Genomic DNA, 13234 nt, shown 5'->3' with positions numbered 1-13234 from the left:
TGACAAGGATTGATCATGAAAGAAGGCATTCACCCCAACTACCGCGAAGTCCTGTTCTCGGACCTGTCCAACGGTTTCAAGTTCGTGACCCGTTCGTGCGTGAACACGAAGGAAACCGAAACCTTCGAAGGCAAGGAATACCCGCTGTTCAAGCTGGATACCTCTTCTGAGTCGCACCCCTTCTACACCGGCACGCAAAAGTCGGTGGACAACATGGGTGGCCGCGTCGAGCGCTTCCGCAACCGTTTCGGCAAGACCGCAGCGAAGTAATTCGCCTCCTGCGCGTTACCGCCACAAAAGGCAGCCCGGGCAACCGTGCTGCCTTTTTGCTTTGCAGCGGCTGGTTCGTGGTGGGCATCACCGCGCTGGCCACGGGCCGGCGGGGACAAGAACGCGGGAGTTTTTGATCCCGACGCTGGCGGTCCCTGCATCCTGTATCGTTTTGGTGCGTTTTTGCGCTTATTCTCGACGGCTCCGCTTTTGCTGCCTTTCTGACGCGTGACTCCTCCCACCCCCGCCATCGTGACCCAAAGCGCCGTCCGCCCCCTGCCGCGGTGGGCGCTGCTGTTGCTGTGCATCGCCTATGTGGTGCCGGGCTTCGTGGGCCGTGATCCCTGGAAGAGTGCGGATGTCACCGCATTCGGCTACATGCTGGAGCTGGCGCAGCAGCGCACGCCGTGGCTGGCGCCCCTGCTGGGCGGCATGGCCCCCGAGACCGAGGGGCTGCTGCCCTACTGGCTGGGCGCCTGGGCGATCCAGATCACGCCATCGTGGCTGCTGTCGCCCGAGATGGCGGTGCGCGTGCCCTTTGCCGCGTTGCTGGTGATCACCCTCATGGCCACTTGGTACGGCGTGTACTACCTGGCACGCAGCCCGGGCGCGCAGCCAGTGGCCTTTGCGTTTGGCGGCGAGGCCAACCCGCCCGACTATGCCCGCGCGATCGCCGACGGCGCGCTGCTCGCCCTGATCGCCTGCCTGGGGTTGGCCCAGCTGTCGCACGAGGTGACCAGCTACCTGGTGCAGCTCAGCTGCACTGCCCTGCTCTTCTTTGCCGTAGCGGCCATGCCCCACCGCACCGTGGCCCCTGCCATCGCGCTGGTGGTGGGCATGCTGGGCCTGACGCTCGCAGGCGCCCCGGCGCTGGCCACCTTGCTGGGCGTGGGCAGCGTGGTGCTGGTGGTGCTGGCCCCGGGCAGCAGCACCGACCGCCGCCTGCCCTGGACCCTGGCGCTGGCCGCCATCACCGTGGTGGCTGCGCTGGTCGCCTGGAAGCTCGACCTGTGGCGCTGGCGGATCGTGGGCGCAAATTCTGGCGGCAAGGAATGGCAAAGCCTGGCGCGGCTGCTGCTGTGGTTTGGCTGGCCCGCCTGGCCCCTGGCCCTGTGGACCCTGTGGCGCTGGCGCAAGCAGATCTTCAGCCGGCAAGGCCATCGGCACCTGCTGCTGCCCCTGTGGTTTTCTGCCGTATCGATTGCCGCCACGCTTACCACGCAGCCGGCGGACCGGGCGCTGCTGCTGGGCCTGCCGGCGCTGGCTGCGCTGGCTGCTTTTGCCCTGCCCACCCTGCGGCGCAGTGTGGGCGCGCTGATCGACTGGTTCACGCTGCTGTTCTTCACGGTGTCGGCCCTGGCCATCTGGGTGATCTGGATCGCGATGCAGACGGGTGTTCCGGCCAAGCCGGCGGCCAACGTGGCCAAGCTCGCGCCCGGCTTCGTGCCGCAGTTTTCTGCACTGGCGCTGGTGGTGGCCCTGGCGGCGACTGCCGGCTGGTGTGTGCTGGTGTGGTGGCGCGCCTCGCGCGACCGCGCGCCCATCTGGAAGAGCCTGGTGCTGCCCGCTGGCGGCGCGGCGCTAGGCTGGGTGCTGCTGATGACGCTGTGGCTACCGCTGCTGGACTACGCCCGCAGCTACGGCCCGCAGGTGCGCGCGGTGCAAGCAGTGCTGGGCGCCGACCCGGGCTGCGTGCAGACCGTGGGTCTGAGCCGCGCGCAGGTGGCCGCGCTGCAGTACCACGGCAACCTCACCCTGGAGCGCGCGGGCCTGCAGGACGAGTGCAACTGGCTGGTGGCGGACATGGAGTCCTGGCCCGCGTCCGAGCGCATGGTCAACGCGGCCCGGTGGGAGCGCATGGCCGTGGTGCCGCGCCCTACCGACAAGAACGATCACCTCCTGGTGTTCCGGCGCGCAGCGCGGTGACACACTCCCCGGCCGGTGAGTACCGTCCTTAAAGCGGACGGACGCCAGCGGCTGGGCAAATCCGCTTTGACGGCGCCTGCCGGCCTGAACCGCGCCGCGTGCCGCATGCTGTGGGCGCAAGGCCTGCGAGCGCTGACAGCCGCGTGCAGAACAACAAGAAACTGATATGTCCGAGCTATCCACCATCTCCCGGCACGCCATCACTGTGCTGACCGGGCAATTGGCCGTCATGGCGTTCGGCGTGACGGACACCATCGTCGCGGGCCGCTACGGCGAGGCTTCGCTGGCCGCGCTGTCGGTCGGCTCGGCCATCTTCATCAGCGTGTACGTAGCGCTCATCGGCGTACTGCAGGCGCTGCTGCCCGTGTGGGCAGAGCAGCGTGGCGCCCAACAGACCGCAGCCATCGGCAGCTCGTTCCGGCAGGCGCTGTACCTGTGTGCCGCGGCCTCGGCGGTGGGCATGGCCATTTTGCTGTCGCCCAGCCCTTTGCTGCGCTGGACGGAAGTGCCTCCCGCCCTGCGCGCCGAAGTGGGACGCTATCTGGCGGTGCTGGCCCTGGCGCTGCCACCGGCCCTGCTCTTTCGCATCTACAGCACGCTGAACCAGGCGCTGGGCCGCCCGCATCTGGTCACCTGGCTGCAGGTGGGCTCGCTGTTCATCAAGCTGCCGCTGTCGATCTGGTTCACTTTCGGGGGCCTGGGGCTGCCTGCGCAGGGCGTGGTGGGCTGCGCCTGGGCGACGCTGGTCGTCAACTGCAGCATGCTGGGCCTGGCGGTCTGGCTGCTGCGCACGCGCGACATCTACGAGCCACTGCAACTGTGGCGGCGCATCGAGCCGCCCCACTGGCCCACCATCGCCAGCTTTGCGCGGCTGGGCGTACCCGCGGGGCTGGCGGTGATGGTGGAGGTGACCTCTTTCACGCTCATGGCACTGTTCATTGCGCGCCAGGGCACCATCGCATCGGCCGCGCACCAGATCGCCTCCAACCTGGCGGCCGTGCTCTACATGGTGCCGCTGTCGCTGTCGATTGCCACCAGCGCACGCACCAGCTACTGGCTGGGGGCGGGTGACGCGGCGCGTGCCCGGCAGGTGGTTTTGTTAGGTTTCAAGCTTGCCGCGCTTGCTGCCATTGCGCTGGCAGCTACGTTATTCATAGCAAGACACCATCTGGGCAGCATCTACTCCAGCAACGCGGCCGTGGTGGCCATGGCCGGGGGTGTGCTGGTGTGGGTGGCCGCCTACCACCTGGCGGACGCCATGCAGACCCTGTGCGTCTTCGTGCTGCGCTGCTACCGCATCACGGTGGCGCCGCTGCTGGTGTACTGCGTGCTGCTGTGGGGCGCGGGTCTGGGCGGCGGCTACCTGTGGGCGTACCACGGCTCGGGCGTATGGGCGGTGACCCCATCGCCCACGCCCTTCTGGTCCGCCAGTGCGGCCGCGCTGCTGGCGACGGCGGCGTTGTTCATGGGCATGGTGTGGCGGGCCGTTCACCGGCCCCAGCGCAGCTGAAACCGCCTTGATGGCGCGCTGAGCGGCCCGTCGTCAGATACGAATCGGGCAGCACCCAAGACGCATCAGTCGGAACGTGTCCGCGTCTGGCCGCATCAGATCAGCATCAGGCCGTGACCGCTGCGGCAGGCAGCGCAAACCCGCGCAGCCGGTTGGCCGGGAAGGTCACCGCAAACACCGAGCCCTTGCCCAATGTGCTGGTGATCTCGAGCGTGGCGCCGTGCCGCTGCAGCACGTGCTTGACGATGGCCAGCCCGAGGCCGGTGCCACCGGTCTCGCGCGAGCGGCTGCGGTCCACGCGGTAGAAGCGTTCGGTCAGGCGGGGAATGTGTTCGGGTGCGATGCCGGGGCCGGTGTCTTGCACCGAAAAGACGGCGCTGCCATCGTCCTTACGCTGCCAGGCAATCGTGATCGAGCCCCCAGCGAGCGTGTAGCGCACGGCATTGTTGATCAGGTTGGACAGGGCACTTTGCAGCTCGGCAGGCACGCCGGCGATCTGGCCTTCGGCGCGCAAGGTGTCGGCACCCGGAAAGGCCATCACATGGTGCCTCGGCTGGTTCTGCGTGAGCAGTGCCGACAGCGCGCGTCCTTCTTCCTCACAGCGCTGCAGCAGTGCCTGCACGGGTGTCCATTCGGCCATGCCGGGAGGCGGGCTGCCTTCCAGCCGGGACAGGGTCAAGAGGTCCTGCACCACGCTCTGCATGCGCTGGGCCTGCTGGGCCATCATCCCGAGGTAGCGGGACCGTTCGTCCGCATTCAAGGGCAAAGTCTGCAGGGTTTCCACAAAGCCCGTCAGCACCGTGAGCGGGGTGCGGATCTCGTGCGACACGTTGGCCACAAAGTCGCGCCGCATGGCGTCGGCCTGCTCCAGCGCCGTCACGTCGCGCGACAGCAGCAAAGTGCGCCCGTCGCCATAGGGGTGCAGGTGCACCGAAATCCGCACCGGTCGCGACGGCGTGCTGAAACGCCCTTCCAGCACCACGTCGTGCGCAAAGTTCTGCTCTGAAAAATACGCGGTGAACTCGGGGTCGCGCACCAGGTTGCCGATGGACTGCATCACGTCGCGCTGCGCATCAAAGCCGAACTGGTTGGCCGCCATCTGGTTGCACCATTCGATGCGCCCCTGCGCATCGAGCAGCACCACGCCGTTGGGCGTGGCCTGCAGGGCGGCGAGGATCTCCTGCAGCCGGTCCTGGCTGTCGCGGATCTGCGCTTCCTGCCGGCGCAGCAGGCGCCGCGCCCGGTCGGCCGCCTCGCCCCAGATGCCGCGCATGGACGGCACGTCGGTCAAATCGCCCGTTCGCAGCCAGCGCAGCACGCGCGCGCCGCGCAGCAGGTCCCACACAAACCAGGCCCACCCGGCCAGCGCGGCACCCAGTGCGGCGCCCCACGGCCCTCCCTGCCACCAGCCCAGGCTACCGCCCGCAATCTGCCAGAGCAGAAAATACGTAATTCGCCACAGCATCCGGTCCGCAACGCCTTTACAAAAACACCAGGGGCGCAACGCGTGCGCCCCGTTCAAGACAGCAAGAAAAACAAGCTCATACGGATTTGCGTTCAATCATTTAATGCCGTTCGGGCTGAGCTTGCCGAAGCCTCGCGCGGCGCTTCGACAAGCTCAGCGTGAACGGGTTTTATATTTTTGAAGGCAAATGGATATCAGGCCTGCAACTGCACCTGCGGCTGCGCCGTGAGGCGATAGCCTGCGCCGCGCACGGTCTCCACCATGACGGACGCGGACCCTAGGGCTTCGCGCAGGCGCTTGACGTGCACGTCCACCGTGCGCTCCTCGATGAAGACGTGGTCGCCCCACACCTTGTCGAGCAGCTGCGAGCGGCTGTGCACGCGTTCGGCATGCTTCATCAAAAAGTGCAGCAGCTTGAACTCCGTGGGGCCCACCTTGAGCGGCTGGCCCTGGAAGGTCACGCGGTACGTGCCGGCATCGAGCACCAGCTCGCCGATGGTCACGCTGTCGCTGACCTGCTCCGGCGCGCGGCGGCGCAGCACGGCGCGGATGCGGGCCAGCAGCTCTTGCGTGGAGAACGGCTTGGTGATGTAGTCGTCGGCACCGGCATCGAGCCCCGCCACCTTGTCCGGCTCGTCGCCGCGGGCGGTGAGCATGAGGATGGGGATCGGCTTGGTGCGGCTGTCGGCACGCCACTTGCGGGCCAGCGACAGGCCGCTTTGGCCCGGCAGCATCCAGTCCAGCAGGATGACATCGGGCAGCACGGCATCGAGCTCGCGCTGGGCGGACTCGCCGTCTTCCGCCCAGAAGGGCTGGAATCCGTTGTGGCGCAGATTGACGGCAATCAGCTCGGCAATCGCGGGTTCGTCCTCGACGATGAGGACGCGTGGGAGTTTTCTCATCGCTGGGCCGCCCCCAGATGAGAAAGCGCTGCGCTCAGAAAGCAGCGGCCCGCGTGGCGGCGGAGCATGGGAGTGAGTTCTGTCATGGTGTTGCCAAAGCCCTTTCTTCTCACAGAACGGCCGACTCGATCTCGTCGAGGGCAGTGTGGCGCACATCCTTGCCCTTGACCAGATAAATGATCAGCTCGGCCACGTTCTTGGAGTGGTCACCGATGCGCTCGATCGCCTTGGCCAGGAACAGCAGGTCCAGGCTGGGGGAGATGGTGCGGGGGTCTTCCATCATGTAGGTGACGAGCTTGCGCACGAAGCCGTCGAACTCCTTGTCGATGAGGTCGTCCTCCTTGAGGATGGCCACGGCGGCCTTCACGTCCAGGCGCGCAAACGCGTCCAGCGTCTTGCGCAGCAGGCCCGAAGCCAGCTCGGCGGCGGTGCGCAGGTCGCTCGACGGCAGCGAGCGCGGGGCGCCGCTCTCGATGATGGAGCGCACCATGCGTGCCATCTTGTTGGCCTCGTCGCCCATGCGCTCCAGGTTGGCCGTGGCCTTGGAGAAGGCCAGTAGCAGGCGCAGGTCGCGCGCGGTGGGCTGGCGGCGGGCGATGATGGACGACAGCTCCTGGTCGATCTCGACCTCCATCGCGTTGATGCGGGTCTCCATCGAGGCGACGGTTTCCACGGCCTCCAGGCTGAACTGGGACAAGGCATAGACCGCTTGGCGGATCTGCGACTCCACGAGGCCGCCCATCTCCATGACACGGGCGGAGACGCTGTTGAGTTCGCTGTCGAACTGCGAGGAAAGATGTTTATCGGGCATCTCGTTGTCTCCTTAGCCGAAACGGCCGGTGATGTAGTCTTCGGTTTCCTTGCGCTCGGGCTTGAAGAAGATCTGTTCGGTGGCACCGAACTCGATCATTTCACCCAGGTACATGTAGGCGGTGTAGTCGCTGCAGCGTGCGGCCTGCTGCATGTTGTGCGTCACGATGGCAATGGTGTAGTCGTGCTTGAGTTCGTCGATCAGCTCTTCGATCTTGGCGGTGGACAGCGGGTCCAGCGCCGAGGTGGGCTCGTCGAGCAGCAGCACCGAAGGCTTCACCGCCACGCTGCGTGCGATGCACAGGCGCTGCTGCTGGCCGCCGGACAGCGACAGGCCGCTCTGGTGCAGCTTGTCCTTCACTTCGGTCCACAGCGCGGCCTTGGACAGCGCCCATTCCACGCGGTCGTCCATCTCGCTCTTGCTCAGGCTCTCGTAGAGCTTCACGCCGAAGGCGATGTTGTCGTAGATGGACATGGGGAACGGCGTGGGCTTCTGGAACACCATGCCGATGCGGGCGCGCAGCAGGTTGATGTCCTGCTTGGCATCCAGGATGTCCTGGCCGTAGAAGTTGATCGTGCCCTCGGCACGCTGGCCTGGGTACAGGCTGTACATGCGGTTCAGCGTGCGCAGCAGGGTCGACTTGCCGCAGCCCGAGGGGCCGATGAAAGCGGTGACCTTGTGCTCTGCGATGTTGAGGCTGACGTTGCGCAGGCCCTGGAATTTTCCGTAGAAGAAACTCAGGTTGCGCAGTTCCAGCGCGTTCTTGCTGGCAGTGGCGGTAGCGGTGGCGTTCATTGTCAAATCCTGAAAATGGAGATGTCTGGGGGTGCGTGTCTGCGTGTCTGGTCAGACAGGTCAGCCGCGGGTCTTCTCGCGCAGGAAAACCCGCGCCACGACGTTGAGGATCAGCACCGACAGCGTGATGAGCAATGCACCACCCCAGGCCAGGCGCACCCAGTTTTCATACGGGCTCAGCGCAAACTGGAAGATCACCACGGGCAGATTGGCCATGGGAGCGTTCATGTTGGTGCTGAAGAACTGGTTGTTCAGTGCGGTGAACAGCAGGGGCGCCGTCTCGCCGCTGATGCGGGCCACGGCCAGCAGCAGGCCGGTCATCACACCGCTGCGCGCTGCGCGCAGCGTGACCATGACGGAGACCTTCCAGCGCGGTGCACCCAGGGCAAACGCCGCTTCGCGCAGGCTGCCGGGCACCAGGCGCAGCATGTTCTCGGTGGTGCGCACGACCACAGGCACTGCGATCAGCGACAGGGCCAGGCTGCCGGCCCAGCCGGAGAAGTTGCCCACGGTGGCCACGGCGATCGCGTAGACGAACAGCCCCAGCACGATGGACGGCGCAGACAGCATGATGTCGGTCACGAAGCGGGTCAGCTCTGCCGTCTTGCTCTGGCCACTGTACTCGGCCAGGTAAACACCGGCCAACACGCCGATGGGCGTGGACACCAGCACGGTGAAGCCCACCATCATCAGGCTGCCCACGATGGCGTTGGCCAGGCCACCGCCTTCGGAGCCCGGGGCCGGGGTCGACTGGGTGAACATGTTCCAGTCCAGCGCGGCGAAGCCGTTGGACAGCAGCACACTCAGGATCCAGAGCAGCACGAACAGGCCCAGCACCATCGCACCCAGGGACAGGGTCAGACCGATGGCATTGGAGCGCTGGCGCTTCTTGTAGATTGTTTGGTTGAATTCCATGGAGCTTGGCCTCAATAGAGTGGATTCATGGAAGGGCTTACAGGCCCTTGGCCTTCTCGGCGCGCAGCAGCATGATCTTGGCGACCGACAGCACCACGAAGGTGATGACGAAGAGCAGGAAGCCCAGGGCGAACAGCGTGGACAGGTGGAAGTCCGCAGCCTCGCCGAACTCGTTGGCCAGCGTGGAAGCGATGGACGTACCGGGCGAGAACAGCGACGTGGGCATGCGGTTGGCGTTGCCGATGACGAAGGTCACGGCCATGGTCTCGCCCAGAGCGCGCCCCAGGCCCAGCATCACGCCGCCGATCACGCCCTTCTGGGTGTAGGGCAGCACCACGCGGCGCACCACTTCCCATGTCGTGCAGCCCAGGCCATAGGCCGACTCGCGCAGGATGGGAGGGACGATCTCGAACACGTCACGCATCACTGCAGCCACGAAGGGCAGCACCATGAACGCGAGCACGATGCCCGCCGCCAGGATGCCGAAGCCGTTGGTGCTGCCGCCAAACAAAAAGCCCACCAGCGGCATGGAACCGAGCAGCTTTTGCACCGGCATCTGGAAGTAGTCTGCGAACAGCGGCGCAAACACGAACAGGCCGAACATGCCGTAGATGATGGATGGCACGGCCGCCAGCAACTCCACGGCCGTGCCCAGCGGGCGGCGCAGCCACACGGGGCAGGTTTCCGTCAGAAACAGGGCGATGCCGAAGGCGAGCGGCACCGCAATCAGCAGTGCGATGCCGGCACTGGCCAGGGTTCCGACGATGGCGATCGCGGCACCGAATTCTTCATTGATGATGTCCCATTCGACACGCCAGATGAACTGGGCACCGAACTTGTGGAACGTAGGCCACGCGTAGACGAAAAGAGAGACGATGATGCCCAGCAACGCTGCGAGCACCAGCAGCGAGAGGCTCTGGGTCAGGCGATGGAAAAAGATGTCCTGCAGGCGTTGCCGCTTGGCAATCGAGACCATGGACTCTGTGGGGGCGCCCGTCACTTTGTTGACGGACACGGGTTGCGAACTCATGGTGGTTCCCACGCTCATGTTGACTCCCATCTGGCTTCTGGAGGCCCCACAAACCAGTACCCATCGGCCAGACCGGCCGGCCGATGGGTACTATTTTGGGGCAGACTGCTTTTATTGTTGGAGTTAATTACTTCTTGATTTGCGACCAGACCTTCGATCGGATCTCGGCGGTCAGGCTGTCAGGCAGGGGCACGTAGTCCAGTTCGGTGGCCATGCCCTTGCCGTTCTTGAAGGCCCATTCGAAGAACTTGAGCACTTCGGCCGATTGCGCCTTGTCGGCCGGGTCCTTGTACATCAGGATGAACGAGGCCGTGCTGACGGGCCAGCTGTCGGCACCCTTGGCGTTGACCATCGAGATGCCCATGCCGGGCACGCTGAACCAGTCTGCGCTGGCGGCAGCGGCGGCGAAGGTCTTGTCGTCGGGGCTCACGTACTTGCCGTCAGCGTTTTGCAGCTGCAGGAAGTTCATGTTGTTCTTCTTGACGTAGGCGTATTCGACGTAGCCGATGGAGCCCTTCACGCGGGAGACGTTGGCGGCGACGCCTTCGTTGCCCTTGCCGCCCACGGACGACGCTGCGGGCCACTTGACGGCAGCGCCCTTGCCCACGGAGTCAGCCCACTCCTTGCTCACGGCCGACAGGTAGTCCGTCCAGTTGAAGGTGGTGCCGGAGCCGTCGGCGCGGTGCACCACGGTGATGTTCTGGTCAGGCAGGGTCTTGCCGGGGTTCAGGGCCGCCAGCTTGGCGTCGTTCCACTTGGCGATCTTGCCCAGGAACACGTCGGCCAGCACGGGGCCCGTGACGCGCAGTTCGCCGGGCTTGAAGCCATCCAGGTTGATCACGGGCACCGTGCCGCCGATGATGGCGGGGAACTGCACCATGCCGTCCTTGTCGAGGTCAGCACCGGGGACCGGGGCGTCGGTGGCGCCGAACACGACGGTCTTGGCGCGGATCTGGCGGATGCCGCCGGACGAGCCGATGGACTGGTAGTTCAGGCCCGTGCCGGTTTCCTTCTTGTAGGCTTCTGCCCACTTGGCGTACATCGGGAAGGGAAAGGTAGCGCCAGCGCCGGTGATGTCCGCTGCAAAGGCACCACCGACCGCGAAGGTGGCCAGTGCGACTGCAACGGTTTTGAGAAATGTGCGTTTCATGAGGTTACCTTTGGACTAGGGTTAACAGGAACACCGTGAACTCTAGGGGGCCAAGATGACAATTCAGTGACAAAAAGCCACCCATTCGACCGTGCGCTACAGAGGTAAAACACCCAAAAGGCAATGTCACGAACCCGTCACACAACCACAACACACTGGCTTGACGCTGGCCATTCCCTCCTCTTCTCCTGCCGTGCGCGGGCAGCAGCTTCCATGCGCCGTGGCACGCGGTAGGATGCCGGTTGAAGCTCCTACCAGAACAATATGCACAACGGCACACGCCTCGCCGCAGTCGACCTCGGCTCCAACAGTTTTCGCCTTGAAATAGGGCGCTACGAGTTCGGTCACATACAGCGGGTCGAATATCTGAAAGAAACCGTCCGCCAGGGCAACGGGCTGGACGAAGACCGCAACCTGACCCCGGAGGCCATGGAGCGCGGGTGGGCGTGTCTCGCGCGTTTTGGCGAGCGCCTGGCGGGGTTTCCCCGCGCCCAGGTGCGCGCCGTGGCCACGCAGACCCTGCGCGAGGCGCGCAACCGCGAGGAATTCCTGTCGCGCGGCAGCGAGATGCTGGGCTACCCGATCGACGTGGTGTCGGGCCCCGAAGAAGCGCGCCTGATCTACCAGGGCGTTGCACGCCTGCTCCCCCAGTCCGATGAACGCCGTCTGGTCATCGATATCGGCGGGCGGTCTACCGAACTCATTCTGGGACAGCAATTCACGCCCCATGCGGTGGCATCGTTCCGCGTGGGCAGTGTGGCCTGGTCGCAGCGCTACTTTCCGCAAGGCGAATTCACGGCCACGGCATTCCTCGCCGCAGAGATTGCGGCCAAGGCCGTGCTCGACGAGGCCCTGGGAACGTTTCGCCCGGATGCGTGGGAGGTGGCCTATGGCTCGTCCGGCACGGCGGGTGCGGTGGGCGACATTCTGGCCGCTGCCGGAGGCACGCCCGGCACCATCACCCGCGAGGGGCTGGCGTGGCTGCACGAGCGGCTGTTGCGCGCGCAGACGGCCGAACGCTTGCGCATGGACGGTCTGAAGGAAGAGCGCCGCGCCGTGATCGGCGGCGGCGTCAGCGTGCTGCGGGCTGTGTTCGACCTGCTGGAGATCGACCAGATGCAGGTCGCGCAAGGCGCGCTGCGCCAGGGCGCGCTGTACGACCTGCTGGACCGCGAGCAGCCCGGCACCGACCTGCGCACCACCACCGTGAACGGGCTGATGCAGCGTTTTGGGGTGGATGCCGAACATGCCGAGCGGGTGGCGCGCACGGCATGCGCCTTGTTCGACCAGGCCGCCCCCGCCGGCAGCGAGCGCGCCGCACGCAAACTCGACTGGGCAGCCCGCCTGCACGAGATCGGCTGCCTCGTCTCGCACAGCGACTACCACCGCCACGGCGCCTACATCCTGGACAACACCGACGCCGCCGGCTTTGCCGTGCCGGAACTACACCGCCTGGGAATCCTGGTACAGGGGCAACGCGGCAAGGTCCGCAAGATCGAGGCGGATCTGCTGGACCCGATGTTCGCGCTGCAACTGCTGAGCTTGCGCCTGGCTGTGGCCCTGTGCCACGCCCGCCGCGACCCGGACACCGCGGGTCTTGCGCTGCGGCAGGATGGCCCGCGTTTTCATCTGGCGGCGCGCCCTGGCTGGGCTGCCGCGTACCCGCAGTCGGCGCACTTGCTGCGCGAGGAAACGCAGGCCTGGCTGAAGACCCCCTGGGAGTTGGCCGTCGGCCTGGCCTGAATGGAGAGGACTGCGGCACGCGGGCGCCAGCGGCGTCCTGGTTGAGTGCGGGCTTAAAACGGTATAAACTGTTTATACCGTTTATTCAACCTGCACCATGACAACTTCCAGCGCTCCGACCTCCAGCACCCCCACCCCTCCCGCCGTTGCTGCCACCCCGGCCCCCGCCGCCAAGCCGGTGAAAGCGACTGCTGCAGCGCCCAAGCCAGTGGCCAAACCCGCCGCGAAGCCCACGACCAAGGCTGCGGCAAAGCCCGCCGCCAAGCCCAAGGCCGCAGCACCCAAGCCACCTGCTGCAAAAGCCGTCAAACCTGCAAAGCCCGCCAAGGCCCCGGTGGCTGACAGCGCCAAGGACAGTAAGGCCAAGAAGCCCAAGCTGGTGCGCGACAGCTTCACCATCCCCAAAGATGAATACGCAGTGATCGAGACGCTGAAGCAGCGCTCGACCGCACTGGCCCAGCCCGTCAAGAAAAGCGAGCTGCTGCGTGCCGGCCTGAAGGTGCTGGCGGCCCTGTCGGACAGCGCCCTGCGCTCTGCCTTGCAAGCCGTGCCATCCATCAAGACAGGTCGCCCTAAAGCCGAGGCAACCAGTGCCAAGCCTGCACCTGCTGCACCCGCACCCGCAAAATCCAGCGCGGCCAAGCCTGCAGCGAAGACGGCCAAGGCCACCCGCAAATAAACTTATTGCGAAGGTGGGGCCGGTGAAGACGCGCCCAG

The 13234-nt window shown here is 65.7% G+C and carries 12 protein-coding genes; 5 read left to right on the top strand and 7 right to left on the bottom strand.

Annotation, left to right across the window (positions count from 1 at the left end):
• Nucleotides 1–15 precede the first annotated feature (15 nt).
• The 3 genes from ASF16_RS05135 (at nucleotide 16) to ASF16_RS05125 (ending at nucleotide 3706) form a co-directional block, all read left to right on the top strand.
• The gene (locus ASF16_RS05135) at nucleotides 16–270 is read left to right on the top strand and encodes a type B 50S ribosomal protein L31 (protein WP_056163725.1); all 255 of its coding nucleotides are present in this window, start codon (nucleotides 16–18) and stop codon (nucleotides 268–270) included.
• A 228-nt stretch (nucleotides 271–498) separates the two neighbouring features.
• Nucleotides 499–2196, top strand: coding sequence for a hypothetical protein (locus ASF16_RS05130; protein ID WP_056163722.1), 1698 nt, complete (start codon nucleotides 499–501; stop codon nucleotides 2194–2196).
• A gap of 166 nt (nucleotides 2197–2362) precedes the next feature.
• On the top strand, nucleotides 2363–3706 hold the full coding sequence (locus ASF16_RS05125; protein ID WP_056163719.1) for an MATE family efflux transporter: 1344 nt from the start codon (nucleotides 2363–2365) through the stop codon (nucleotides 3704–3706).
• Nucleotides 3707–3812: 106 nt separating this feature from the next.
• Here the strand turns inward: ASF16_RS05125 and phoR are convergent, their stop codons facing one another.
• The 7 genes from phoR to pstS all read right to left on the bottom strand — a co-directional run bounded on the left by phoR (nucleotide 3813) and on the right by pstS (nucleotide 10774).
• Nucleotides 3813–5171, bottom strand: a complete 1359-nt coding sequence (gene phoR, locus ASF16_RS05120; protein WP_056163716.1) for a phosphate regulon sensor histidine kinase PhoR — start codon at nucleotides 5169–5171, stop codon at nucleotides 3813–3815.
• A gap of 194 nt (nucleotides 5172–5365) precedes the next feature.
• Nucleotides 5366–6073: a phosphate regulon transcriptional regulator PhoB gene (gene phoB, locus ASF16_RS05115; protein WP_056163714.1), complete on the bottom strand. Its 708-nt coding sequence runs from the start codon at nucleotides 6071–6073 to the stop codon at nucleotides 5366–5368.
• 109 nt (nucleotides 6074–6182) lie between these two features.
• Nucleotides 6183–6884, bottom strand: a complete 702-nt coding sequence (gene phoU, locus ASF16_RS05110; RefSeq protein WP_056163712.1) for a phosphate signaling complex protein PhoU — start codon at nucleotides 6882–6884, stop codon at nucleotides 6183–6185.
• Between the two features lie 12 nt (nucleotides 6885–6896).
• On the bottom strand, nucleotides 6897–7679 hold the full coding sequence (gene pstB, locus ASF16_RS05105) for a phosphate ABC transporter ATP-binding protein PstB (protein WP_056163709.1): 783 nt from the start codon (nucleotides 7677–7679) through the stop codon (nucleotides 6897–6899).
• A gap of 60 nt (nucleotides 7680–7739) precedes the next feature.
• A complete protein-coding gene (gene pstA, locus ASF16_RS05100) occupies nucleotides 7740–8594 on the bottom strand; it encodes a phosphate ABC transporter permease PstA (protein WP_056163706.1) in 855 nt (284 codons plus the stop codon).
• A 37-nt stretch (nucleotides 8595–8631) separates the two neighbouring features.
• Nucleotides 8632–9624, bottom strand: coding sequence for a phosphate ABC transporter permease subunit PstC (pstC, locus tag ASF16_RS05095; RefSeq protein ID WP_369817112.1), 993 nt, complete (start codon nucleotides 9622–9624; stop codon nucleotides 8632–8634).
• A 127-nt stretch (nucleotides 9625–9751) separates the two neighbouring features.
• Nucleotides 9752–10774 carry a phosphate ABC transporter substrate-binding protein PstS gene (gene pstS / locus ASF16_RS05090; protein WP_056163701.1) on the bottom strand — a complete coding sequence of 341 codons (1023 nt, stop codon included), beginning with the start codon at nucleotides 10772–10774 and terminating at the stop codon, nucleotides 9752–9754.
• A gap of 264 nt (nucleotides 10775–11038) precedes the next feature.
• Between pstS and ASF16_RS05085 the strand changes: the two genes are divergently transcribed.
• Entirely contained in the window at nucleotides 11039–12517 is a 1479-nt protein-coding gene (locus tag ASF16_RS05085) for a Ppx/GppA phosphatase family protein (protein ID WP_056163697.1), read from the top strand.
• A gap of 97 nt (nucleotides 12518–12614) precedes the next feature.
• Nucleotides 12615–13196 carry a hypothetical protein gene (locus ASF16_RS05080; RefSeq protein WP_056163694.1) on the top strand — a complete coding sequence of 194 codons (582 nt, stop codon included), beginning with the start codon at nucleotides 12615–12617 and terminating at the stop codon, nucleotides 13194–13196.
• Nucleotides 13197–13234: the final 38 nt, after the last annotated feature.

It is taken from the genome of Acidovorax sp. Leaf78, assembly GCF_001422735.1.
Lineage (GTDB): Bacteria > Pseudomonadota > Gammaproteobacteria > Burkholderiales > Burkholderiaceae_C > Acidovorax.
This window is presented reverse-complemented; position numbering and strand designations above follow the sequence as displayed.

Bases quoted from the DNA above. Each gene is read 5' to 3' on its own strand.
- ASF16_RS05135 (WP_056163725.1), top strand. From the start codon at position 16: ATGAAAGAAGGCATTCACCCCAACTACCGCGAAGTCCTGTTCTCGGAC.
- ASF16_RS05125 (WP_056163719.1), top strand. From the start codon at position 2,363: ATGTCCGAGCTATCCACCATCTCCCGGCACGCCATCACTGTGCTGACC.
- phoR (WP_056163716.1), bottom strand. From the start codon at position 5,171: ATGCTGTGGCGAATTACGTATTTTCTGCTCTGGCAGATTGCGGGCGGT.
- phoB (WP_056163714.1), bottom strand. From the start codon at position 6,073: ATGAGAAAACTCCCACGCGTCCTCATCGTCGAGGACGAACCCGCGATT.
- phoU (WP_056163712.1), bottom strand. From the start codon at position 6,884: ATGCCCGATAAACATCTTTCCTCGCAGTTCGACAGCGAACTCAACAGC.
- pstB (WP_056163709.1), bottom strand. From the start codon at position 7,679: ATGAACGCCACCGCTACCGCCACTGCCAGCAAGAACGCGCTGGAACTG.
- pstA (WP_056163706.1), bottom strand. From the start codon at position 8,594: ATGGAATTCAACCAAACAATCTACAAGAAGCGCCAGCGCTCCAATGCC.
- pstC (WP_369817112.1), bottom strand. From the start codon at position 9,624: ATGAGTTCGCAACCCGTGTCCGTCAACAAAGTGACGGGCGCCCCCACA.
- pstS (WP_056163701.1), bottom strand. From the start codon at position 10,774: ATGAAACGCACATTTCTCAAAACCGTTGCAGTCGCACTGGCCACCTTC.
- ASF16_RS05085 (WP_056163697.1), top strand. From the start codon at position 11,039: ATGCACAACGGCACACGCCTCGCCGCAGTCGACCTCGGCTCCAACAGT.
- ASF16_RS05080 (WP_056163694.1), top strand. From the start codon at position 12,615: ATGACAACTTCCAGCGCTCCGACCTCCAGCACCCCCACCCCTCCCGCC.